This window comes from Rhizobium sp. RHZ02 (assembly GCF_014851575.1).
GTDB lineage: Bacteria > Pseudomonadota > Alphaproteobacteria > Rhizobiales > Rhizobiaceae > Rhizobium > Rhizobium altiplani.
Genome location: NZ_JACUZX010000002.1, coordinates 312,348 through 335,361, shown reverse-complemented (window position 1 = coordinate 335,361; position 23,014 = coordinate 312,348). Strand labels below are relative to the sequence as shown.

General features: G+C 60.7%; 23 protein-coding genes. 9 read left to right on the top strand and 14 right to left on the bottom strand.

Going from position 1 to position 23,014, the window contains the following annotated elements:
- Positions 1 to 79: 79 nt before the first annotated feature.
- Complete coding sequence (locus IB244_RS04460; RefSeq protein ID WP_192303230.1) at positions 80 to 721, bottom strand: LysE family translocator; 642 nt, start codon at positions 719 to 721, stop codon at positions 80 to 82.
- Positions 722 to 921: 200 nt separating this feature from the next.
- On the opposite strand from IB244_RS04460, the gene IB244_RS04455 reads away from it, so the two are divergent.
- Positions 922 to 2,106 (top strand): multidrug effflux MFS transporter, encoded by a 1,185-nt coding sequence (locus IB244_RS04455; RefSeq protein WP_192303299.1) that lies wholly within the window; start codon positions 922 to 924, stop codon positions 2,104 to 2,106.
- Positions 2,107 to 2,367: 261 nt separating this feature from the next.
- On the opposite strand, the gene IB244_RS04450 is transcribed toward IB244_RS04455, so the two are convergent.
- On the bottom strand, positions 2,368 to 3,591 hold the full coding sequence (locus IB244_RS04450) for an argininosuccinate synthase (RefSeq protein WP_018855789.1): 1,224 nt from the start codon (positions 3,589 to 3,591) through the stop codon (positions 2,368 to 2,370).
- 186 nt (positions 3,592 to 3,777) lie between these two features.
- Between IB244_RS04450 and IB244_RS04445 the strand changes: the two genes are divergently transcribed.
- Positions 3,778 to 4,632, top strand: a complete 855-nt coding sequence (locus IB244_RS04445) for an SDR family NAD(P)-dependent oxidoreductase (protein ID WP_192303228.1) — start codon at positions 3,778 to 3,780, stop codon at positions 4,630 to 4,632.
- Between the two features lie 81 nt (positions 4,633 to 4,713).
- Entirely contained in the window at positions 4,714 to 5,355 is a 642-nt protein-coding gene (locus IB244_RS04440) for a LysE family translocator (protein WP_192303226.1), read from the top strand.
- 42 nt (positions 5,356 to 5,397) lie between these two features.
- On the opposite strand, the gene IB244_RS04435 is transcribed toward IB244_RS04440, so the two are convergent.
- From IB244_RS04435 to IB244_RS04415, 5 genes are all read right to left on the bottom strand, one after another.
- A complete protein-coding gene (locus IB244_RS04435) occupies positions 5,398 to 6,192 on the bottom strand; it encodes an ABC transporter ATP-binding protein (protein ID WP_192241928.1) in 795 nt (264 codons plus the stop codon).
- On the bottom strand, positions 6,189 to 7,070 hold the full coding sequence (locus IB244_RS04430; protein ID WP_016556625.1) for an ABC transporter permease: 882 nt from the start codon (positions 7,068 to 7,070) through the stop codon (positions 6,189 to 6,191). Before IB244_RS04430 ends, IB244_RS04435 begins: the two co-directional genes overlap by 4 nt.
- 122 nt (positions 7,071 to 7,192) lie before the next feature.
- Positions 7,193 to 8,146, bottom strand: a complete 954-nt coding sequence (locus tag IB244_RS04425) for an ABC transporter substrate-binding protein (RefSeq protein WP_018855793.1) — start codon at positions 8,144 to 8,146, stop codon at positions 7,193 to 7,195.
- Positions 8,147 to 8,241: 95 nt separating this feature from the next.
- Positions 8,242 to 9,474 carry a 23S rRNA (adenine(2503)-C(2))-methyltransferase RlmN gene (gene rlmN / locus IB244_RS04420; RefSeq protein ID WP_018855794.1) on the bottom strand — a complete coding sequence of 411 codons (1,233 nt, stop codon included), beginning with the start codon at positions 9,472 to 9,474 and terminating at the stop codon, positions 8,242 to 8,244.
- A 227-nt stretch (positions 9,475 to 9,701) separates the two neighbouring features.
- Positions 9,702 to 10,271: an invasion associated locus B family protein gene (locus tag IB244_RS04415; RefSeq protein ID WP_018855795.1), complete on the bottom strand. Its 570-nt coding sequence runs from the start codon at positions 10,269 to 10,271 to the stop codon at positions 9,702 to 9,704.
- Between the two features lie 333 nt (positions 10,272 to 10,604).
- Here IB244_RS04415 and IB244_RS04410 point away from each other — a divergent pair, with 333 nt between their 5' ends.
- The gene (locus IB244_RS04410; protein WP_113469732.1) at positions 10,605 to 11,165 is read left to right on the top strand and encodes a sigma-70 family RNA polymerase sigma factor; all 561 of its coding nucleotides are present in this window, start codon (positions 10,605 to 10,607) and stop codon (positions 11,163 to 11,165) included.
- 7 nt (positions 11,166 to 11,172) lie between these two features.
- Here the strand turns inward: IB244_RS04410 and IB244_RS04405 are convergent, their stop codons facing one another.
- Complete coding sequence (locus IB244_RS04405) at positions 11,173 to 11,562, bottom strand: YkvA family protein (RefSeq protein ID WP_018855797.1); 390 nt, start codon at positions 11,560 to 11,562, stop codon at positions 11,173 to 11,175.
- 51 nt (positions 11,563 to 11,613) lie between these two features.
- Positions 11,614 to 11,919: a 4a-hydroxytetrahydrobiopterin dehydratase gene (locus IB244_RS04400; RefSeq protein ID WP_018855798.1), complete on the bottom strand. Its 306-nt coding sequence runs from the start codon at positions 11,917 to 11,919 to the stop codon at positions 11,614 to 11,616.
- A 34-nt stretch (positions 11,920 to 11,953) separates the two neighbouring features.
- Between IB244_RS04400 and IB244_RS04395 the strand changes: the two genes are divergently transcribed.
- On the top strand, positions 11,954 to 12,454 hold the full coding sequence (locus tag IB244_RS04395) for a low molecular weight protein-tyrosine-phosphatase (protein WP_113469730.1): 501 nt from the start codon (positions 11,954 to 11,956) through the stop codon (positions 12,452 to 12,454).
- On the opposite strand, the gene thpR is transcribed toward IB244_RS04395, so the two are convergent.
- Positions 12,361 to 12,954, bottom strand: coding sequence for an RNA 2',3'-cyclic phosphodiesterase (gene thpR, locus IB244_RS04390; RefSeq protein WP_192303224.1), 594 nt, complete (start codon positions 12,952 to 12,954; stop codon positions 12,361 to 12,363). The two genes, IB244_RS04395 and thpR, sit on opposite strands and share 94 nt — an antisense overlap.
- Positions 12,955 to 13,022: 68 nt before the next feature.
- Positions 13,023 to 13,667 (bottom strand): arylesterase, encoded by a 645-nt coding sequence (locus IB244_RS04385; RefSeq protein ID WP_192241926.1) that lies wholly within the window; start codon positions 13,665 to 13,667, stop codon positions 13,023 to 13,025.
- Between the two features lie 53 nt (positions 13,668 to 13,720).
- Here IB244_RS04385 and IB244_RS04380 point away from each other — a divergent pair, with 53 nt between their 5' ends.
- From IB244_RS04380 to IB244_RS04365, 4 genes are all read left to right on the top strand, one after another.
- The gene (locus tag IB244_RS04380) at positions 13,721 to 14,428 is read left to right on the top strand and encodes an ABC transporter ATP-binding protein (RefSeq protein ID WP_018855802.1); all 708 of its coding nucleotides are present in this window, start codon (positions 13,721 to 13,723) and stop codon (positions 14,426 to 14,428) included.
- Complete coding sequence (locus IB244_RS04375; protein ID WP_169683136.1) at positions 14,425 to 16,968, top strand: ABC transporter permease; 2,544 nt, start codon at positions 14,425 to 14,427, stop codon at positions 16,966 to 16,968. The genes IB244_RS04380 and IB244_RS04375 overlap by 4 nt, the downstream gene beginning before the upstream one ends.
- 178 nt (positions 16,969 to 17,146) lie before the next feature.
- On the top strand, positions 17,147 to 17,875 hold the full coding sequence (locus IB244_RS04370; protein WP_018855804.1) for a Bax inhibitor-1/YccA family protein: 729 nt from the start codon (positions 17,147 to 17,149) through the stop codon (positions 17,873 to 17,875).
- A 109-nt stretch (positions 17,876 to 17,984) separates the two neighbouring features.
- A complete protein-coding gene (locus tag IB244_RS04365; RefSeq protein ID WP_026371597.1) occupies positions 17,985 to 18,542 on the top strand; it encodes a GNAT family N-acetyltransferase in 558 nt (185 codons plus the stop codon).
- Between the two features lie 7 nt (positions 18,543 to 18,549).
- Here IB244_RS04365 and IB244_RS04360 read toward each other — a convergent pair whose 3' ends face one another.
- From IB244_RS04360 to acnA, 3 genes are all read right to left on the bottom strand, one after another.
- Positions 18,550 to 18,951, bottom strand: a complete 402-nt coding sequence (locus IB244_RS04360; RefSeq protein WP_018855806.1) for a DUF2794 domain-containing protein — start codon at positions 18,949 to 18,951, stop codon at positions 18,550 to 18,552.
- Between the two features lie 365 nt (positions 18,952 to 19,316).
- Positions 19,317 to 20,054: a DUF1223 domain-containing protein gene (locus IB244_RS04355; RefSeq protein ID WP_018855807.1), complete on the bottom strand. Its 738-nt coding sequence runs from the start codon at positions 20,052 to 20,054 to the stop codon at positions 19,317 to 19,319.
- 235 nt (positions 20,055 to 20,289) lie between these two features.
- Positions 20,290 to 22,980 (bottom strand): aconitate hydratase AcnA, encoded by a 2,691-nt coding sequence (gene acnA / locus IB244_RS04350; RefSeq protein ID WP_192303222.1) that lies wholly within the window; start codon positions 22,978 to 22,980, stop codon positions 20,290 to 20,292.
- Positions 22,981 to 23,014: the final 34 nt, after the last annotated feature.

Sequence of the window (23,014 nt, the reverse complement as noted above, 5' to 3'; positions counted from 1 at the left end):
CGTCCCGCGCCCGACTGCGAAAAGTTCACGGCAAGAGAATCAACCAATCGCTAGGGATTGAAGCAATCCACGCGCGATCTCAGGCCTTCCGCCAACCGAGTAGGCCCGGCGTCGCATGCCAGAGTGCCTGCACGGCAAAACCCATGAACAGCACGCCGGAGCAACGGACGATCAGCCGCTCGTGCGAGCGATAGAAACGCCGCACCGTGCCCGCGCCGATAATCGTGACCAGGATCATGTCGGCAACAATGAAGCCCAGGAACGAAACGGCGAGCAGGAGCGGCAACGTATGAAACTGCAATGCGCTCGCCGAGCCAGCAACAAGGGCAGTAAACGTCGCGAGCGCGACCGGATATCCCTTCGGGTTCGTGACACCGAAGATCAAGCCGCGGCGGAACGGCCGCTCGACGACCATCAAGGCCTGTCCCTGTCCCTTCGGTTTCGCCCGAACCGCATTCCAGCCGATCCAGGCAAGGTAGAAACCACAAAGAAGACCGAGCGCGTCGAAGACGAAGGTACCGATCGTCCTCGCCCCGATGATCGCGATCAGCGCCAGCGATGCCCACAGCAGATCGCCGACCAAATGCCCGCCGACGAACATTGCGCCGGCACGGCGGCCCTGCCCGGCGCCGATACCAAGCAGCGCAAGGAAGGCAGGCCCTGGAATAAGCACGTAGAGGAGAGCTGCCAGAAAGGCGCCCGCGAGCAAGGATTGCGTCATCGAGAAACTCCGGAAAGGACCGTCGCAGCTTATGCGCCAATCGAAGGGCGTCAAGCCATGATGGCAATCCATGAGATTTTTGAATTGCCGGATCACGCCGCTTCCGACAGAAGAAAGTGCCGCCTCGCGCGGATCGCGCACGTTACCAGAGATCGAGTATCCCCATGCCCCCATTCCGGATGAGCGAACGGCGAACGAGCATGCTCGGCGCGCTTCTCGCAACCATCGGCCCGATCTCGATGTCGATCTACACGCCGGCTATGCCGGAACTCGTCCATGCGTTCCAAACCTCGGACTCGGCGATCAAGATGACGCTGTCAGTCTATTTCGCCGGCTTCTCGGTTGCGCAGCTGCTTGCCGGCCCGCTGTCCGATGCCTTCGGCCGCCGCGCTGCGACGCTGCTGTTCGTCGGCATCTATGTGGTCGGCAGCCTGCTTGCCGCCTTTGCGCCCGGCATCGAGTGGTTGCTCGCCGGCCGCCTGATACAGGGCGTCGGCGCTTCCGTCGGGATTACGGTGGCGCGCGCCATCGTGCGCGACCAGTTCACCGGGACCGAAGCCTCCCGCATCATGAACCTCATCGGCATCATGATTGCCATCGGACCGGCCGCCGCACCAACGATCGGCGGATTGGCACTCGCTGCCTTCGGCTGGCAGTCGGTCTTCTTCCTGCTGATCGGCTTCGGACTCCTGATCTGTTTTGGCGTGATCGTCTTCATGTTCGAGACGAGCGAGCCGGATCCGCGCCGCGCGCTCCCGGTTCCGCTGCTTCGCGCCTACCTGGAGCTTGCGCGCGAAACTCGCTTCGTCTCCGCCTCGCTCGTCCTCGGCGGCTCGATCGGCGCACTCTATGCGCAGGCGACGCTCCTCCCATTCATCCTGATCAAGGTCGTCGGCCTGTCACCGACAGCCTTCGGCTTGGGAATGCTGATGCAGTCGGGTTCCTACTTCTTGGGCTCCGTCTGCCTGCGTTACGTGGCGCCACGCTTGGGCGGCGACGGTTCCGTGCGTGTCGGGCTTGGCCTGCTCGGCTTCGCCGGCATCATGATCGCGCTGTCAGTCCATTTCGTCACGCCATCCTATCTTTCGATCATGGGGCCAATCGCGTTCCTGGCCTTCGGACTGGCGTTCCTGACGCCGCATATGACGACCTCGGGCCTCTACCCCTTCCCGCATATCGCCGGCTCGGCATCCGCGATGATGGGCTTCATCCAGATGGGTGGCGGCTTTGCCGGCGGCGTCGCCGGTTCGCTGATCGGCATGCCGCTTCTCGCCTTCGGAACGGTGATCCCGATCATGGCGCTGATTTCGATCATCAGCTACGTCTGGTTCGTTCGCGCGTCGCGGCACGCAGCAAAGCTCCCTCACGCCACGTCGTGCGAATGAAAAGTGTCCGTACGACGGGCCCTCAGACTGATGAGGACGTGTTCCTTTTTGCGGAACGATCGTTTTATCCGTCATGCCGGCCTTGAGCCGGCATCCAGCGGCACCGCGTCTGCGGTGCGAAAGGTCTGTTGCGCGCAAAGACTTGCGCGTGCTGCACCCCGGCTCGTCGGCCGGGGTGACGACGGGTGGGGCATAAGGCTTTGTCAACAAGCGGAAGGCCCGCACGAGGCGGGCCTTCGATCTCGTGCAAGCTGCTCGCGATTACTTCGAGAGATTGCGCTTGGCGAGCGTGCGCAGGCGCAGCGCGTTGAGCTTGATGAAGCCGGCTGCATCCTTCTGGTCGTAAGCACCCTGGTCATCTTCGAAAGTAACCAGCTTGTCGGAATAGAGCGACTTCGGGCTCTCGCGGCCGGTAACCATGACATTGCCCTTGTAGAGCTTCAGCGTCACTTCGCCTTCGACATGCTCCTGGCTCTTGTCGATCAGCGCCTGCAGCATTTCGCGCTCCGGCGAGAACCAGAAGCCGTAGTAGATCAGCTCGGCGTAACGCGGCATGATCTCGTCCTTGAGATGCGCGGCGCCGCGGTCGAGCGTGATGGATTCGATGGCGCGATGCGCGGCAAGCAGGATCGTGCCGCCGGGCGTCTCGTAAACGCCGCGCGACTTCATGCCGACGAAGCGGTTTTCCACGAGGTCGAGGCGACCGATGCCGTTGTCGCGACCGTAATTGTTGAGCGCTGCGAGCAGCGTTGCCGGGCTCATGCGTACGCCGTTGATCGAAACGGCATCACCCTTTTCGAAGCCGACCTTGATGGTGGTCGCCTTGTCGGGAGCCGCTTCCGGAGAAATCGTGCGCATGTGCACGTACTCAGGCGCTTCCTGTGCCGGATCTTCGAGAACCTTGCCCTCGGACGAGGAGTGCAGCAGGTTGGCGTCGACGGAGAACGGCGCCTCGCCCTTCTTGTCCTTGGCAACCGGGATCTGGTGCGCTTCGGCAAAGGCCAGCAGGTCGGTCCGGCTCTTGAACGACCAGTCGCGCCACGGCGCAATGATCTTGATATCGGGGTTCAGGGCATATGCGGAAAGTTCGAAACGAACCTGGTCGTTGCCCTTGCCGGTGGCGCCATGCGCGATCGCATCGGCGCCGGTCTTGCGGGCGATGTCGATCAGGTGCTTGGAGATCAGCGGACGGGCGATCGAGGTGCCGAGCAGGTAGACGCCCTCGTAGACGGCGTTGGCGCGGAACATCGGGAACACGAAGTCCTTGACGAACTCTTCGCGCACGTCCTCGATGTAGATTTCCTTGATGCCGAGCATCTCGGCCTTCTTGCGGGCTGGCTCCAGCTCTTCGCCCTGGCCGAGGTCGGCGGTGAAGGTCACGACTTCTGCGCCGAGTTCGGTCTGCAGCCACTTCAGGATGATCGAGGTGTCGAGGCCGCCGGAATAGGCGAGGACGACTTTCTTTACGTCTTTGTGCGATGCCATGATGATGAGGTCCGTTGCAAGAGGGCAGCGGCAAACCCGCCAGGCCCGGTATGGCTGGGCACTTTTAGCGAGATTGGCGGACGACGCAAGGGCAACGGCGGCTATCGGCGACCCAGATAATGTTTGACAGGCCGAAAGCGCAGCCCATATCTGCCAGCGTCCTGACAATGCGGAGGAGAGCTGGCCGTGACGAGAATCCAAGACATCATCAAGAAATCAAACGTCGCTGTCATCACCGGTGGCGCCTCGGGCATCGGACTTGCCGCCGCGAAACACTTTGCCCGATCGGGCATGAGCGTCGCCATTTCCGATCTCGGCGGCGATCGGCTGGCAGCCGCCGCAGAGGAACTGAAAGCGATCTCGGGAGAGGAGCATGTGCTCGCCGTCGAAACCGACGTCGCACAGAAGGAGTCCCTCGAAGCGCTCGAACGGACCGTGATCCAGCGCTTCGGCCGAGTGCACATTCTCATGAACAACGCCGGCGTCGGCCCAGAGACATCGATCTTCAGCGCCCAGGCCAATTGGGACGGGATTCTCGGCGTCAACCTGCTCGGCGTCATCAACGGCACGCGGACCTTCGGCCAGCACATGCTCTCGCATGGCGAACCGGGCCTGATCATCAATACCGGCTCCAAGCAGGGCATCACCACGCCACCTGGCAACCCGGCGTATAACGTCTCGAAAGCCGGCGTGAAGGTATTCACCGAAGCGCTCGAGCATGAATTGCGCAATACCGAAGGCTCGAAGATCTCCGCTCATCTATTGATCCCCGGCTTCGTCTATACCGGCCTCACCAAGGGCGATCGCGCCGAAAAGCCGGCTGCCGCATGGACGCCGGAACAGACGGTCGATTTCATGATCGAAAGCCTGGAACGCGGCGACTTCTACATCCTCTGCCCCGACAACGACGTCGCCCGTCCGGTGGACGAACGCCGCATGGCCTGGGCGATGGGCGACATCATCGAGAACCGCCCACCGCTGTCGCGCTGGCACAAGGATTATGCCGACAAGTTCAAGGCCTATCTCGAACGCAAGGAATAGGTCGTATTAGAAGGTTTGATTAGACATTTTCTGAAAGCCGGATATGACGGCTAAGCTTTCATCCGGCTTTCAGAGTGTACCATGAGCTTCCTGCCCAGCTTTCCGACCCTTCTCGCATTCGCAGCCGCGACCCTGCTGCTCGCTGCGACGCCCGGCCCCGACATGACGCTGTCCATCAGCCGCGCACTGGCGCAGGGCAAGAAGGCTGCGCTGTTCGTCGTTCTCGGTACGAGCCTCGGTATCGTCGTTCACACCATGCTGGTCGCCTTTGGCGTTTCGGCACTGATCACCGCGTCGCCGACAGCCTTCCTGATCCTGAAGACCGGAGGTGCTGCCTATCTCCTGTGGCTCGCCGTCCAGGCGATCCGCTTCGGCTCGAAGTTTTCGGTCAACAAGGTCAAAACGGCAAAGGGCACGCCACTCGCCAACGTTTCCTCGGGCTTCTGGGTCAACCTCCTGAACCCGAAGGTCATTATCTTCTTCATGACCTTCCTGCCGCAGTTCGTCAGCGCCGGCGATCCGACGGTGACGCAGAAGCTGCTCTTCCTCGGCTTCTGCTTCATCCTGATCGGCATGCCTGTCAACGCAGCCGTGGTCTTCGCGGCCGACTGGCTCGCCAGCTGGCTGCAGACCAACAAGAAAGTTTTGCGCGGCATGGACTTTACCTTCGCCGGCGTCTTCTCCGTCTTCGCGGCAAAAATCCTGCTGACGCAGGCGCGCTAAGCGATCGCCGGGAAGCTCTGGCTTCCCGGAAGCTGTCTATCCTCAGCCGATCAGCAGCGCGTCATCGTCCAGGGTCTGGCCGCGCATCTTGCGGAACATCGCGATCAGGTCTTCGACCTGCAGCGTCTTGCGGCTATCGCCGCTGACGTCGAGAACGACCTCGCCGCCATGCAGCATGATCGTGCGGTGGCCATAATCGAGCGCCTGGCGCATGGAGTGCGTGACCATCAGCGTCGTCAGCTTGCGCTCCGAGACGATCTTCTGCGTGAGGCCCATGACGAACTCTGCCATCCCTGGATCGAGCGCTGCCGTATGCTCGTCGAGCAGCAGCACTTCGGAGCCGGCAAGCGTCGCCATCACAAGCGACACCGCCTGACGCTGACCACCCGATAGCAGGTCCATGCGGTCCCGCATCCGATTCTCGAGACCGAGATTGAGCTCGGCAATCCGATCGCGGAAATGTTCGCGCCGCTTCGGACCGAGCGCTGATACGAGCCCGCGCCTTTCACCACGACGCGCCGCAAGCGCAAGATTTTCCTCGATCGACAGCGAGCCGCAGCTTCCCGTCAACGGATCCTGGAAGACACGGGCAACGAGGCCCGCGCGAGCGGCCGTCGATTTGCGCGTGACATCGGTATGGCCAATCAGGACTTGGCCTTCGCTGGCGAGAACATCACCGGCAAGAACGCCGAGCAGCGTCGATTTGCCGGCGCCGTTCGAACCGATAACGGTGACGAACGAACCTTCCTCGATCGTCAGGCTGACGCCGTTCAGTGCCTGTTTCTGCAGCGGCGTGCCCTTGCCGAAGACGACCTTGATGTCCTTGAGCGTGATCACGATGCGGCACCTCCGCGGCGAAGACGGGGAAGAATGAGCGCTATTGTCACCAGAACGGCCGTCACGAAATTAAGGTCCGAGGCTTGCAGCCCGATGACATCGGTGGAGAGCGCCAATTGGATGGCGATACGGTAGAGGATCGAACCGAGCACGCAGCCGACCAGCGCGATCAGCAGGCCACGACGGCCAAGCAGCGTTTCGCCGATGATGACGGCCGCAAGCCCGACGACGATCGTTCCGACGCCCGAGGTGACGTCCGCAAAGCCGTTGGTTTGCGCGAAGAGCGCGCCGCCGAAGGCAACCAGCGCATTCGAGATCGCCATGCCGAGATAGATCTGGCGGCTGGTGTCGACGCCCTGCGCGCGGGCCATTCGGGCATTCGCACCGGTCGCGCGCATCGCCAGACCCGAGTCGCTTTCAAGGAAGCGCCAAACGACGATCACGGCAACCACGACAAGGACGCCGACGAACAGCGGTCGAACATAGAAATCCCGCAGGCCGTGACCGAAGAACGGACTGATCATCGTATCCGCATTGATCAGCGCGACGTTCGGCTTGCCCATGACGCGCAGGTTGACCGAGAACAGCGCGATCATCGTCAGGATCGAGGCCAGCAGGTTGAGGATCTTGAAGCGCACGTTGAGCATCGCGGTAACGAGACCTGCCGCAGCACCCGCGACCATGGCGATAAGCGCAGCAAGCCAGGCATTGACGCCAGCGATGATCAACACCGCCGTTACGGCAGCCCCGAGAGGGAAGGAGCCGTCAACCGTCAGATCCGGAAAATCCAGCACACGAAATGCGAGGTAAACGCCGAGCGCCACGAAGGCATAAACCAGCCCCAGCTCCACGGCTCCCCAGAATGCGATCTGACTCAAGGCTCATGCCCTTTCTTCTGACTCGGTCCGCCTGTTACCGGACCCAAGCTTTTAATACCATCAGCCGCCCCCGCGTTAAACGGGAGCGGCTGGATGGCTGGTTTCTCCAAAATATGCGGCGATCAGTCGATCGTCTTCGTCGCGCGCTTCAAGACACTTTCCGGCAGCGTGACGCCCATCTTGGCGGCTGCACCCTTGTTGACGACCAGATCGCTGCCGGCAGCAACCTTCACCGGGATATCGCCCGGGTTCTCGCCCTTGAGGATACGAACGACGATTTCGCCGGTCTGCTTGCCAACATCGTAGTAGTTGAAACCGAGGGCGGCGACCGAACCGCGCGAGACGGAATCCGTGTCGGCGGTGAAGAGCGGCAGCTTGCTCTCTTCGGCAACAGCAACCGCGCCTTCAAGTGCGGAGATGATCGTGTTGTCGGTCGGGACATAGATGGCATCGGCACGGCCGACGAGGGCACGGGCGGCACCCTGCACTTCCGCGGACTTGGTGGCCGCAGACTCGACGACCTTCATGCCTGCCTTCTCGGCTTCCGTCTTCAGAACGGCGAGCAGCGACACGGAGTTTGCCTCACCGGAGTTGTAGAGATAGCCGATCGTCTTGGCGTTCGGCAGAATTTCCTTGATGAGCGCGACATGTTCGGCAACCGGCGACATGTCGGACAGGCCGGTGACGTTGCCGCCGGGCTTGTCCATGTTCTTGACGAGCTGGGCGCCGAGCGGATCGGAAACGGCCGTGAAGACAACCGGAATGTCGCGCGTTGCGGAAACGACAGCTTGCGCTGATGGCGTGGAGATCGGAACGATAACGTTCGGGCCCTCGCCGGCGAACTGGCGGGCGATCTGCGCAGCCGTCGCCGGGTTGCCCTGGGCCGACTCGAACATGAACTTCAGGTTCTCGCCTTCCTTGTAGCCGGCGGCCGTCAGCACATCGAGGACACCCTTGCGTGCGGCGTCAAGCGCCGGATGCTCGACGATCGCCGTGACCGCGACGGTCACGTCTTCGGCCTTGGCAGGCAGGGTCAGGGCCAACGTGGCCGCAACAGCAAACAGAATGGAACGCATTGGGGTATCCTCCAGACATGATTTTGGCCTGCTTCTAGGAAAAGCAGGCCATGAAATCAATCATTAGAAAACACTGAACGGATCAAACTTGCTGATCAGTCGTCCGCGCCATGGTTGGCGATCATCATCGCCTCGAAGGCCAGCCGCTCGGTCTTGCGCATGCGCTCCGACTCCGACTTCAGCTGACCGCAGGCCGCGAGAATGTCGCGGCCGCGCGGCGTGCGGATCGGCGAGGCATAGCCGGCCGAATTGATGAAATCGGCGAACTTCTCGATCTGCGCCCAGTCAGAACACTGGTAGTTGGTGCCCGGCCAGGGATTGAACGGAATGAGGTTGATCTTCGCCGGCACACCCTTCAGCAGCTGAACGAGGCCCTTGGCATCCTCGAGGCTGTCGTTGACGTCCTTCAGCATCACATATTCGAAGGTGATGCGGCGGGCATTCGACAGGCCGGGATATTTGCGGCAGGCGTCGATCAGCTCCTTCAGCGGATACTTCTTGTTGATCGGCACCAGAATGTCGCGCAGGTCGTCGCGCACCGCGTGCAACGAGATCGCCAGCATCACGCCGATCTCGTCGCCGGTGCGGAAGATCTCCGGCACCACGCCTGACGTCGACAGCGTGACGCGGCGCTTGGAGAGCGACAGTCCGTCGCCGTCGGTGGCGATCAGCAGCGCCTGCTTCACCGCATCGAAATTGTAGAGCGGCTCACCCATGCCCATCATCACGATGTTGCTGACCTTGCGGCCCTCGGCAGGCATGATCGTTCCTTGCGGCGCTTCGCGGTCCGGGAAATCGCCGAGCCGATCGCGGGCAAGCAAAAGCTGGGAGAGTATTTCTTCAGCGGTGAGGTTGCGGACCAGCCGCTGCGTTCCGGTATGACAGAAGGAACAGGTCAACGTGCAGCCCACCTGGCTGGAGATGCAAAGCGTACCGCGACCCTCTTCCGGGATGTAGACGGCCTCGATCTCGACCGGTCGCCCCGCCCCGCGCGGCGGGAAACGCAGCAGCCACTTGCGGGTGCCGTCGTTCGACACCTGCTCCTCGACGATCTCGGGACGCGCGATGGTGAAATGCTGCTTCAGCATCTCGCGCATGTCCTTGGCGACATTCGTCATGTGATCGAAATCGGAGACGCCGCGCACGTAGATCCAGTTCCAGAGCTGGGCAACGCGCATCTTGATCTGCTTGTCCGGGACGCCCTTTTCGCGCAGCGCAGCCCCCATCTCTTCGCGGCTCAGGCCGATCAGCGAGGGCTTCTGGCCGGCGTCGAGCTGCGGCAACACGCCGGCAGGCTTGGTAACAGTCATCGCATCCATGACGGACATAGTCTCTTATCCCGAATTCAACATGTAATCGCCCCGGTAAGCCGGATGACTTGCGGGCACGACAGGCATGATGGCAGAAATTGAATGCGGACCGGGCGGCAAAGCCGCAATCTATCCGCTGTTGCGCGGGCCTTTAGCATCATTTTCGCCGCGCGTCACTATAGATGGAAACGACGAAGGCCGGCACAAGGCCGGCCTCCTGAAATTTCGTCACCGTAACCGAAGGCTTACTTGCAGCCCTCAACCTGCTTCAGTGCAGCGGAAATGCCGGACAGCGAGTAGCTGTAGGAGGTCGGTGTGCCCTTGCGGGATGTCGCGTTGACCGTCATCGAGTGGCCACCCTTCATCGCCGCGACGAGCGCCGGCTCCTGGGCTGCGTTCTCGACCCAGCCGGCCTTGTCCTTGGTGAACATCACGAAGGTCTTGTTGTCGATCACGACATCGATCTTCGAGTTCTCCTTGACGGTGTAGCCCATCATTGCCTGCGGCTCGTAGGAAATGTTCTGGCCGGGGCGCTGCGAGACGATGAAGAAGTTGTCGCCGTGATCGATGCCGGCCGGCTTCTTTTCCGTCGGCACGGACAGAACGTAGCAGACAGTGCTCGCGCCGGACTTGTAGGAATAGGCGCCCCAAGCCTGGAACTGCTGGATCCGGGTCGGCGCTGTCGAAGCCTGAGTAGCCTGTGGCTGCGCTGCCTGTGGCTGCGCCGCGGGCTGCGACTTCTTGGTCTGAGCGGATGCAATGCCGGCGCCGGCGAGAACGAGGGAAATGGCGATTGCGGTACTTCTAAGAAACATGGATATCCTGCCGGTTCTTGCGATTCGAGCCCGAAGCGAACGGGCGGCGCATAATCACGATCTGCTTTATTTTGACTTAATTCAGGTTACCAAAGCGTCAACGGGGACTGCGAGAAGTCCCTGCCTGTTCCATTCTCACCCAAGTGTCAACATCGGACGCGGCGCCTCGCCCGTAATGAAGTGATGCCGCGTGCGCACACGGCTCAACGTCACGGATGAATCTAAGACATAAAGATTCAGGCAAGAGTTTGACCTTTTCAGAAACCGTTGTACGTCAATAAGTATTAGAAATCCGCTGGAGAACTCGCTGAGCCAGGGGGCTTTAGGCCGGACATGGATGCCGAAGAGAAACAGCGCTTCGCCGCCCTCGCAAGGGCCGTTGCGGAACGCCGCGACCAGGAGGCATACACCGTGCTGTTCGATTACTTCGCACCGCGCCTTAAATCGTGGTTACTTCGCCAAAGAATGTCGAGCGGCGAGGCAGAGGAGCTTGTTCAGGAAGTGATGATCGTGCTCTGGCACAAAGCCGAGCTTTACGATGCAGCGCGATCCTCTCTGTCGACCTGGCTTTTTCGCATCGCCCGCAACCGTCGGATCGATCTCCAGCGCCGGGCCAAAGCACGCACACTGGATCAGGCAGACCCGGCATTGCAGCCGGTCGCCGAAAGCGGCGCAGACGAGATCCTCGTAAACGACGATCGCGATGCCCATATTCGCGCCGCTGTCAGCCAACTCCCCGAAGAACAACGGGAAATGCTCCGCGCCGCCTTCTTTCTCGGCCAGTCCCATTCGCAAATCGCCGAGGCGACCGGCTTGCCGCTCGGGACGGTAAAATCCCGCATCCGGCTTGCTTTCGGAAAGCTCAGAAAGGTTCTGGAGGCCGAGGGCGCCTGAGGTAACGCTAGATCGTCTTCATGCCTTCAGGCTTATCGGCGAGCGCACGGTCCGCCGCTTCATAGTGCTTCGGTTTCAGATGCCTGCTGACCATGGCGAAGGCCGCGGAAAGGACCGCTACGTCATCCGAAAACCCGATCACGGCAAAAACATCAGGGATCATGTCAACCGGCATGACGAAATAGGCGAGTGCCGCCAGCAGAACGCCGCGCACCCTTGTCGGCGTCTGGGGATCCATCGCGCAGTAGAATGCAGCGACGACATCGCGCGCGAACGGGATCTGCCGTACGGCCTTCTTGAAGGTCGGCCAGAATTTCTTGCGCACTGTCTCTTCGCGCCGGCTTTGCGTATCATCGTCGCCCGGCAGCAGGATCTCACCGAATTTGACGTCGTCCATTCCGATTGGTCCTCTCTTTCACGCGCACATATGGTGACGGCGGCACCGGATTCAATCAAGTCGGCGCGCCGCCGCCTTCTCCATCGCTGCCGCCAGCTTGAAATCGAGTTCCGTCAAGCCGCCAGCATCATGGGTGTTAAGCTTTACATCGACGCGCGAATAGACGTTGAACCATTCGGGATGGTGATTGAGCCGTTCCGCAGCAAGTGCCGCTTCGGTCATAAAGCCAAACGCCTCAACGAAATTGCGAAACTTGAAGCTTCGCGATATCGCCGTGCCGGCGGCGTCGAGCGACCAGCCGTCGAGCTTGGCGAGCTCGGCAGCGATGGCTTGCCGTTCCAGTTTTTCCCGTTTCATGCGATTGTCCCTTCTCTTCCGTCATGGACCACAGATGAAACGCATTAGCATCCTGTTTGTTTGCATGGGCAATATCTGCCGCTCGCCTCTTGCCGAGGGGATCCTCTCGCACCTCGTCGATGTGGCCGGCTTTGCCGATCGTTTTGAGATCGACTCGGCCGGCACCGGCGGTTGGCATGAGGGCGAGCATCCGGATCGGCGCTCGATCGCCACCGCGAGAGGCCACGGGATCGACATTTCCCGGCAACGCGCCCGTCAGATCAGGATGAAGGATTTCAGCGGCTTCGACCTGATCCTCGCGATGGATCGCGCAAATGTCGCCGAACTGCATCGCATGAGCCCGGGAGCCGCAAATATCCGCCTGTTCGGCGACTTCGCTTTGGCGAGCGGCGAGGATATACCCGACCCCTATTTCGGCGACAGCGACGGCTTCGAACGCGTCTACGCCAGGCTCTTTGCCGGCTGCAGGAAGCTGCTCGAGACGCTGGGCACCGACAATGCCTCATGGAGAGGGAAGATCTCTTCCGTCAAATAAGGCCCACCGCCGACCGATTCCCTCGACGACAAGAGAACGAAGCGCGGAACGGTGAAGGCCGACGTCTGGAAGTTTCCACGCCCGGCGAGATAGTGCACGACATCGTCGACCCGCGACGACTTCAACCGCGCCAGCGTGGCATGCGGCGTGAACTTGCGGGGATCCGGCGGCAATCCGATGCGCTGGCAGATCCGCTCGATTTCCGCCTGGAGGGCGTACATCTCGGGTGAAGGCGAGACGCCGGCCCACACCGAATGCGGTTTTTTGGACCCGAATGCGCCGATACCATCGAGACGTATCTGGAATTCGGGCCGGTCGATGCGGTCGAGCCGATCGACAATTTCGTCTGCCGTGCGTCCATCGACATCGCCGATGAAGCGCAAAGTGATGTGGTAGTTTTCCACATCGATCCATCTTGCACCAGGGAGACCACCGCGCAGCAATGAGAGGCTCATCGCGGCATTGCGCGGAATTTCGAGGGCGGTAAACAGTCTCGGCATAACGAGCACTCCCCGAATCTTTTGCAGGTGCTCACACGGAATCACGCATTGAACACCTGCGCAAGTCCCTAATTCTTCACAGTAGAAATCGTTCCTAAGAATTGCGTGATAGCCGGCTCCATCTTTTCGACCATCACATCGATCCCTTTGCTGTTCGGGTGCATCCCATCCTCAAGCTTCAGACCGGCATCGAGGGCGACACCGTCGAGAAAGAAGGGATAGAGCGCAACGCCATGTTTTTGCGCGAGTTTCTCATAGATCGAGTTGAAGCGCGCCGCATAGTCGCCGCCCATGTTCGGCGGTGCCAGCATACCGACGAGAAGGACCGCAACACCACGTTCCTTTAGCCGAGCAATCATCTGATCGAGGTTCTTTTCACTTTCCTCCGGAGGGATGCCGCGCAGGGCATCATTGCCGCCCAGTTCGAGAATCACGCCATCGGTGCCGTCGGGGACCGACCAATCGATTCGCGCAAGACCACCGGCCGTCGTGTCGCCGGACACGCCCGCGTTCGCGATCGATACCTCGACACCCTTGGCTGTCAGGGCTGCTTGCAACTTTTCTGGAAAGCCATCACCGGGAGGGAGTTGGTAGCCCGCCATCAGGCTGTCGCCAAAACCGACCAGGCTGATTGTCTTTGCATTGGCTACGACCGCAAAGGCCATCGACGCAACAATGACGGCGATGTGAAGGCCGGCAACTTTAAAACTCATTCCGCTTTCCCTAGATTGGCAAGACAATCGGCATCTATATAGGGCGAATACTGTTGGCAAAAACCATCATCGAGTTGAAGCGCGCCGATTTGACGCTTGGCAGCGCCGCCGCCTCCGTCCATGTTTTGAAGGGCATCGACCTCACGATCGGCACCGGAGAGTCGGTCGGCATCGTCGGACCATCGGGTTCCGGAAAATCGACGTTGCTGATGGTGCTCGCAGGGCTGGAAAGGCTCGATAGTGGCGAAATCAATGTCAGCGGCACACCGCTGCATGCCCTGAGTGAAGACGAGATGGCCGACTTCCGCGGCCGCAATATCGGTATCGTTTTCCAATCCTTCCACCTGATCGCCAACATGACGGCCCTGGAAAACGTCGCTGTGCCGCTGGAGCTCGCTAACCTTCCCAATCCGTTCGAAATCGCCCGCCGCGAACTGAAATCCGTCGGGCTTGGCGATCGGTTGAACCACTATCCCGGCCAACTTTCCGGCGGCGAACAGCAACGGGTGGCGATTGCACGCGCGCTCGCACCGTCACCGGCGCTGCTGATCGCCGACGAACCGACCGGCAACCTCGACACCGACACCGGCCGGCAGATTGCGGATCTCCTGTTTTCCAAACAGGCCGAGCGCGGCATGACGCTGCTGCTCGTCACCCACGACACCGCGCTCGCCAAACGCTGCTCCAGGCAGATTCGGGTTCGTTCGGGCCAGATTGAGAGCGATAGTGCGCCTGTCCAGCCTGAGGCGGCGATTGCATGACATTGCTGACCCCGCGCGTCTCCCTCGCCTTTCGTCTCGCGCTCCGCGAGCTGCGCGGCGGCCTTCGCGGCTTCTACATCTTTCTGGCCTGCATCGCTCTCGGCACCGGCGCCATTGCAGCCGTCAACTCGGTTTCGCAGTCCATCACCAACACGATCGCCACGCAAGGTCAGGAGATTCTGGCCGGCGACGCACGCTTCGAGCTCAACAATCGCGAGGCGACGGAAGCCGAAATGGACTTCTTGCGCGGCTTCGGCAAAGTATCGGTGTCGACGGGCCTGCGCTCGATGGCACGCAAGCCCGACGGCTCGGATCAGGCGCTGGTCGAGGTCAAGGCAGTCGATGGCGCCTATCCGCTCTACGGCACCTTCGCGGCCGAACCGAATTATCCGCTGCACGGGCTTCTGTCGGGGCAGAGCGGCACCTATGGCGCGGTAGCCGCTCCGCTTCTGCTGGATCGGCTCGGCCTCTCCATCGGAGATGAGATCCTCCTCGGCAATGTCATTCTGAACATCACCGGTACGGTCAAGACGGAGCCGGACGCGGTTTCGGAAGGTTTTGGTTTCGCGCCCCGACTCCTTGTGAGCAGGGAAGCACTGAAGGCGTCCGGCCTCATCCAGACCGGTAGCCTGGTCGAGCATGCCTACAAGATTCGCATGGACAACCCGGCCGAAAGATCCACGCTGCGCGATCGCGCCGCGAAGGAATTTCCGTCGGCCGGCTGGTCTATCCGCACCAGCGACCGGGCGGCCCCTGCACTGACGGAGAACATTGAGCGTTTCTCGCAGTTCCTGACGCTGGTCGGATTAACGGCCCTGATCGTCGGTGGTGTCGGCGTCGCGAATGCCGTGCGTGCCTTCCTCGATTCCAAGCGCACGACCATTGCGACATTCAAATGCCTTGGGGCGCCCGCCGCGACCGTCGTGTTGATCTATCTTTTCCAGATCGCCATCATTGCCTTGGGCGGGATGGTGATCGGCCTCGTCATCGGGGCGCTGGCGCCAATCGTAGCGTCGCAATTTCTGGCGCAGTTCCTGCCGGTCTCCACGGCTCTGACGTTCTACCCCGGGGCTCTGGCCCTCGCAGTCCTTTTCGGTATTTTGACAACGCTGGCCTTTGCCATCATGCCGCTTGGGCATTCACGAAAGGTTCCGGCAACGGCCCTGTTCCGCGAGCAGGGCTTCGAGGCGCGGGGCTTGCCTTCCTGGCCCTACATCCTTCTCGCTGCGACCTTTCTTGTTGCCCTTGCCGGCCTTGCCGTCGTAACCGCGTATGATCGTTTCATCGCGATCGTCTTTGTCGGCGCGATCGCCTTCGCTTTCGTGATCCTGCGGCTTGTCGCAGCCGGCATTGCTTGGCTGGCGCGCCGCAGCCCGCGGGTGAATTCGCCAGCCTTGCGGCTCGCAATCGGCAACATCCACCGGCCTGGCGCACTGACGCCCTCCGTCGTCCTGTCTCTCGGTCTTGGCCTCGCACTGCTCGTGACGCTCACCCTCATCGACGGCAACATGCGCCAGCAACTGACCGGGCGCATGTCCGCCGGCGCGCCGAATTTTTTCTTCGTGGACATTCAGGGGTCGGAACTCGAGACATTTCGCAGCGTCGTCAAAGCCGGTTCGCCGGACGGCAAACTGGTCGAAGTGCCGATGCTGCGCGGCCGGATCCTCGCCTTCAACGGCGAGGATGTCACCAAGCGCAAGGTTCCGCCGGGTGGCCAGTGGGTGCTGCGTGGCGACCGCGGCATCACCTATTCGGAAACGCTGCCGGAAAATGCATCGCTGACCGAGGGATCATGGTGGCCGAAGGACTATAGCGGCGAACCGCTCGTCTCCTTCTCTGCCGAGGAGGCAAATGAACTCGGCCTGAAGATCGGTGACACCATCACCGTCAACGTGCTCGGCCGCAACATCACCGCGAGGATTGCGAGCCTGCGCAAGGTCGAGTGGGAGTCGCTTTCCATCAACTTCGTGATGATCTTCTCGCCGAATACATTTCGCGGCGCCCCGCACGCCTGGCTGGCGACGCTCACCGACCCGACGGCGACCTCTGGCCAGGAGGCCGCGATCTTGAAGTCCGTTACAAACACGTATCCGACCATCACAAGCGTGCGGGTCAAGGACGCGATCGACATCGTCAACACGCTGGTGGCGCAGTTGGCGACGGCGATCCGCGCCGCCGCCTCCGTTGCGCTGATCGCCTCGGTCCTGGTTCTGGCCGGCGCGCTGGCCGCCGGTAACCGCGCCCGTACCCATGACGCGGTCGTCCTCAAGACACTCGGCGCGACGAGGCGAATGCTGATCCGTGCCTTCTGCTACGAATATTTGATCCTTGGGGCGGCGACCGCAGTCTTCGCCCTTTTTGCCGGCAGCGTTGCGGCCTGGTTCATCACCGCCCGGATCATGCGCATCCCCTCGCACTTCCTGCCCGATGTTGCCGGCCTGACACTTGTGACGGCTCTGGTCCTGACCGTTGGTATCGGACTCATCGGCACCTGGCGCATCCTCGGCCAGAAAGCGGCACCCGTTTTGCGCGAACTCTGATTGATCAAACGGAGAAATTTCCTTCACCTTACGGCGATTTAACCCGATCGCGGGTTGCAAGGGCCTTGTTTGCGAAAGCCGAAAGGCTCATATTGTGTGCAGGCATGCTGGGCTCCGCAGCGGCGCCCGGGTCGTTGACCCGCCACCGTGTCCACACCGGAGCTTATAAGAGGAAACTATGGCTGACCTTCGTAATTACCAAGGCCGCGTACAGACTGGCGAGATGATCGACCAGGGCCTGCGCAGCTATATGCTCAAGGTCTACAACCTGATGGCGCTGGGTTTGGCGATCACGGGTGTAGCCGCCTATCTGGGCTTCAATTTCGCCGTCCAGGACGGCCAGCTGACGCAGTTTGGCGTATTGCTTTTCCAGTCGCCGCTCCGTTGGGTGATCATCCTTGCACCGCTGGCTGCCGTGTTCTTCCTGAGCTTCAGGATTAACCGGATGAGCGTTGCCGCCGCGCAGACGACCTTCTGGGTCTACGCCGCGCTGGTGGGCCTGTCGCTTTCGTCGATCTTCCTGGTCTACACGCAGTCGAGCATCACGCAGACGTTCTTCGTGACGGCCGCCTCCTTTGGTGCGCTGTCGCTTTACGGCTACACGACCAAGCGTGATCTCTCCGCGATGGGCTCGTTCCTGATCATGGGTCTCTTCGGCCTGATCATCGCGTCGATCGTGAACATCTTCCTGGCATCGTCTGCCCTGCAGTTCGCGGTCTCCGCGATCGGCGTGCTGATCTTCGCAGGCCTTACCGCCTACGACACGCAGCGCATCAAGGAAATGTACTACGCAGCAGACGGCGCGGATGTTGCCGGCCGCAAGGCAATCATGGGCGCACTGACCCTGTATCTGGACTTCATCAACCTCTTCATGTTCCTCCTGCAGTTCATGGGCGACCGCAAATAAGGAACAGGAACGTTATCGAAAAAGGCGGCTTCGGCCGCCTTTTTTGTTGCTCGATCATGCCGAGGATGATTTCTGGAAGAGTCCATCGTCATATCTGCCGGCCGACCGAATGCCCATCTTCCTCCGCGACGCTTCCTCATCCGACCTCCCTGCCATCACGGCCATCTATCGCGAATCCGTACTGAACGGTGTCGCAAGCTACGAGATCGTCCCACCGGACGAGAGCGAGATGGCGGCACGATTTTCCGCAATCACGGGCCAGAGCTACCCCTACATCGCCGCGATCGATGAGAATGGCGGGCTGCTTGGTTACGCCTACGCCTCGGCCTTCCGCACGCGGCCGGCCTATCGCTGGATGGTCGAGGATTCGATCTACCTGGGGCCGGAAGCGCGCGGCAAGGGAATTGGAAGGCTGCTGCTCGCCGAACTGATCCAACGCTGCACCGATCTCGGCTTTCGCCAGATGGTGGCCGTGATCGGCGGCGCGCATCCGGCATCCATTGCCCTGCATCAGACACTGGGCTTTGCAGAAACCGGCCGACTCAAGGCAACAGGCTACAAGCACGGTCGCTGGCTCGACACGATGATCATGCAGCGTGCCCTGGGTGATGGGGCGGCGACCGACCCCGATGCCTCGACCTATCCAGGCACGCTGTTCAAGGCCTGAGCTCGAGCTACTTCTCGACCAGCTTCAACGCCTTGTTGAAGACCTTCAGAACCTGGGGGAGTTCGTGCCCACGCTTCAGGATAACGCCGTGCGTATTGATAACGGAATAAGCACCCTGCTTGGCAGTGAGCTTCGGATTCTTCTCGATGCGAAAGAGTGGCATTTCACCTGATCGCTTGAAAACGGAGAAGACGGCACGATCCTTCAGATGATCGATCGCATAGTCCCGCCACTCGCCCTCGCCGACCATGCGGCCATAAATCCATAAAATCGCGTCGAGCTCGCGTCGGTGGAATGTAACCGGCGCTGGATCCTTGCTCTGCTTGTATTCCTTGAGATCTACGACGACTGAGGAACTGTTGTCGGCTGACCGGCTCTCGCCGCGCCGCAAATCCGGCTGATCTGTCATCAGTCTCCCTGTGCCTCCGCTTGTGACGGGTACATGACAGTTTGCCTTAGCGTTTACAAATTGCAAGCGGGCGATCAGTCACATTAATCATAGTCTGTGCAATCTCCCGAGCGCCGCAATTCAGTCAAAACAGCGCCTCATTTGGAGGAGAAATTCCCTCACGACTGCGCCGCGGGGCCGTTCGGACCCGCGTCGCACCTGATTTGCGCATGATCTTTTTGCCGGATTTGGTCTGCTGAAAAGGTTTTGTGCGAGTTTGGCGCCAGCGCGCCAAAGGGCCCGGCTGACCGTATCGACCTTAACCCCAGCCCCGAATACGATCAGCCGGGCCGCCCCGTTTTCCATCCGCAAGGCAGATGAAACGGTCAGATATTCTTCCCAGCCATGACGACCGTCGCTCCGAGAATCGCCGATGGATTGCCGTCGGCGGTGGAGGATTGAAGTAGAATCGCGCAGCCCTCAAGATCCGGCTTCTGCATCACGCTGGCCGGCAGCGTCAAGCTCGTTTCCTTGCCCTCCCACATGCCGACGGTTTCGACATCGGCAACGCTGTTCAGATAAGCAATCTTCTGACCGCTGTTTTCGCCCTTCTCGACCTCGATGGTCTTCTCGCGGTTGAAATAGACCATGACGACATTGGCTTTGCCCTGGCCCGCGCCAATCTTGATCTCGAGTTGGTCGTCGCGCATCTGTGCGGTGACCGGCACCGACAATCCCTTGCCTTCGGCTGCATAGCTATCGATTTTCTTGTTGATCGCGCCCAGGTCGGCCCCTGCCACATGATCACGACCATTGACGATCACCTGCGGCGTATAGACATTGGCGCGGCCCATGGTCTGCGCGTAGCCATACTGGCGCTCGGTGTTTTCTTTCGAACTCAGCGTGTCGGCCCAGCCCATGTAGTTCCAGTAGTCGACGTGATAAGCGAGGGCAATAACGCCGCCAGCCTCGACAATCTTGCGGAAAGCCGCATCGGCTGGAGGACAAGAAGAACATCCCTGCGAGGTGAAGAGTTCGACCACGCCTTTTGGCGCGTCCTGGGCAAACAGTGGGCCGGCAAGCGCCACACCTGCAACCAGAGAAATCAGAAACCGCGGGGACATTCACTGCACCTTTTCTTCAGCAACCACCGCCACCCTTCACCATAGGTTCCGATGTCTGAACGTAGAGATAATGGTTCCCGATCTAAACGGAAAGTCACGAAGGGGTGAGACCAAGCTTCGGAGAAGCCAAGCTGAAACACATCAGCGTGACCGGGCATCTAAATACCTCGTACTCAAACAAAAAACCGCCGGAAATCTCTCTCCGGCGGTCATTGTCATGCAAGTCTGTTAACAATCAGGCAGCGAGATCGCGCAGAACCGTGTGCAGGATGCCACCGTTGTTGAGGTAGACCACTTCGTCGAGCGTATCGACGCGCGACAGCAGCGGAACTTCCTTCACGGTGCCGTCCCCGTAGGTAATCTTGGCGATCTTCTTTTCGCGCGGCTTGATGTTCTCGAGACCCTCGATGCTGACGATTTCGTCGCCCTTCAGGCCGAGGCTCTGCCACGTCGTGCCCTCTTCGAAGACGAATGGGATGACGCCCATTCCGACCAGGTTCGATCGGTGAATACGCTCGAAGGACTGTGCAATGACCGCCTTCACGCCGAGCAGGTTGGTGCCCTTCGCTGCCCAGTCGCGGGACGAGCCGTTGCCGTACTCGACGCCAGCAAAGATGACGAGCGGAACGCCCTCGGCCTTATACTGCATAGCCGCGTCATAGATCGATTCCTCTTCCTTCGACGGATAGTGGATGGTGTAGCCACCTTCCTTGCCGTTCGGGCCGAGCATGTGGTTGCGGATACGGATATTGGCGAACGTGCCACGCATCATGACTTCATGGTTGCCGCGACGCGTGCCGTACTGGTTGAAGTCGGCAACACCGACGTGGTTCTCAAGCAGGTAAGCACCAGCCGGAGACGCAGCCTTGATCGAACCGGCAGGCGAAATGTGGTCGGTGGTGATCTTGTCGCCGAAAAGGCCGAGAACGCGCGCACCCTTGATATCGGAGATGCCGGTGCCGGTCTTGCCCATGCCCACGAAGTAGGGCGGGTTCTGCACGTAGGTCGACTTGTCATCCCAGGCGTAGGTCTGTCCGGCCGGAACGTTGACGGCTTGCCAGTTTTCATCACCCTTGAAGACGTCGGCGTACTTCGTTTCGTAAAGTTCGCGGGTGACGTACTTCTGGATGAAGTCCTGCACTTCGTGCGAGGTCGGCCAAATGTCCTTGAGATAAACAGGGTTGCCGTTCTGGTCTTCACCGATCGGCTCCTTGGTCAGATCCTTCTGGACCGTGCCGGCCAGAGCGTAGGCAACGACGAGCGGCGGCGAAGCCAGGTAGTTCGCCTGAACATCCGGAGAAATACGGCCTTCGAAGTTGCGGTTGCCCGAGAGCACGCCTGAAACGATCAGACCCTTGTCGTTGATCGTCTTCGAGATCGGCGCCGGCAGCGGACCGGAGTTGCCGATGCAGGTCGTGCAACCGAAGCCGACGAGGTTGAAGCCGAGCTTGTCGAGGTCGGCCTGCAGGCCGGACTTCGCCAGATACTCACCAACGACCTGCGATCCCGGTGCCAGCGAGGTCTTGACCCACGGCTTGGACTTCAGGCCCTTGGCAACGGCGTTGCGGGCAAGAAGACCGGCAGCGATCAGAACCGACGGGTTGGAGGTGTTGGTGCAGGAAGTGATGGCGGCAATCGCCACGTCGCCATGGCCGAGATCGAAGTCGGTGCCTTCGACCGCGTAGCGGTTGGAGAGCTGACCGGGCTTCTTGTAATCGGTGTCCATCGAGCCGGCGAAACCGGAAGCGATGTTTTCGAGCGGGATACGGCCTTCAGGACGCTTCGGGCCGGCCATGGCAGGCACAACGTCGCCGAGGTCGAGTTCCAGCGTATCTGTGAAGACGAGGTCCGAACCATCGCCTTCGCGCCACATGCCCTGTGCCTTTGAGTAGGCTTCGACGAGAGCGATACGGTCCTTACTGCGGCCGGACATGTTGAGGTAGTTGATGGTTTCGCCGTCAACCGGGAAGAAGCCGCAGGTCGCGCCGTATTCCGGACCCATGTTGCCGATGGTCGCGCGGTCGGCGAGCGGCATGTTGTCCATGCCAGGGCCGAAGAATTCAACAAACTTCGAGACAACGCCCTTCTTGCGCAGCATCTGCACGACCATCAGCACGAGATCGGTCGCGGTGACGCCTTCCTTGAGCTTGCCGGTGAGTTTGAAGCCGATGACTTCAGGCAGGAGCATCGAGACCGGCTGACCGAGCATGGCCGCTTCCGCTTCGATGCCGCCGACGCCCCAGCCAAGAACGCCGAGACCGTTGATCATCGTGGTGTGCGAGTCCGTACCGACGCAGGTGTCCGGATAAGCAATCGTCTCGCCGTCCTCTTCCTTCGTCCAGACGGTCTGGCCGAGATATTCGAGGTTGACCTGGTGACAGATGCCGGTGCCCGGAGGAACGACGCGGAAGTTCTTGAATGCCTGCTGGCCCCACTTCAGGAAGCGGTAGCGCTCGCCGTTGCGCTGGTATTCCAGCTCGACGTTCTTGGCGAACGCCTGCGGCGTACCGAATTCGTCGACGATAACCGAGTGGTCGATGACGAGGTCGACGGGAACCAGCGGGTTGATCTTTTCCGGATCGCCGCCGAGCGACACCATCGCGTCGCGCATTGCAGCGAGGTCGACGACGGCGGGAACGCCGGTGAAGTCCTGCATCAGCACGCGCGCCGGGCGATAAGCGATTTCGTTTTCGACAGCGCCCTTGTTGTTCAGCCATTCGGCAACAGCAAGGATGTGGTCCTTCGTCACGGACTGACCGTCTTCGAAGCGCAGCAGGTTCTCAAGCAGAACCTTCATCGAGTAAGGGAGCTTCGAAACACCCGGCAGGCCATTCGCCTCAGCCTTGGGCAGGCTGTAATAGACGTAGTCCTTACCATTCACGGAAAGCGTGGAACGACAATTGAAGCTGTCAAGAGATTTAGACACGAGAGACCCCGTTTCTGATAGCGAACACAATCGT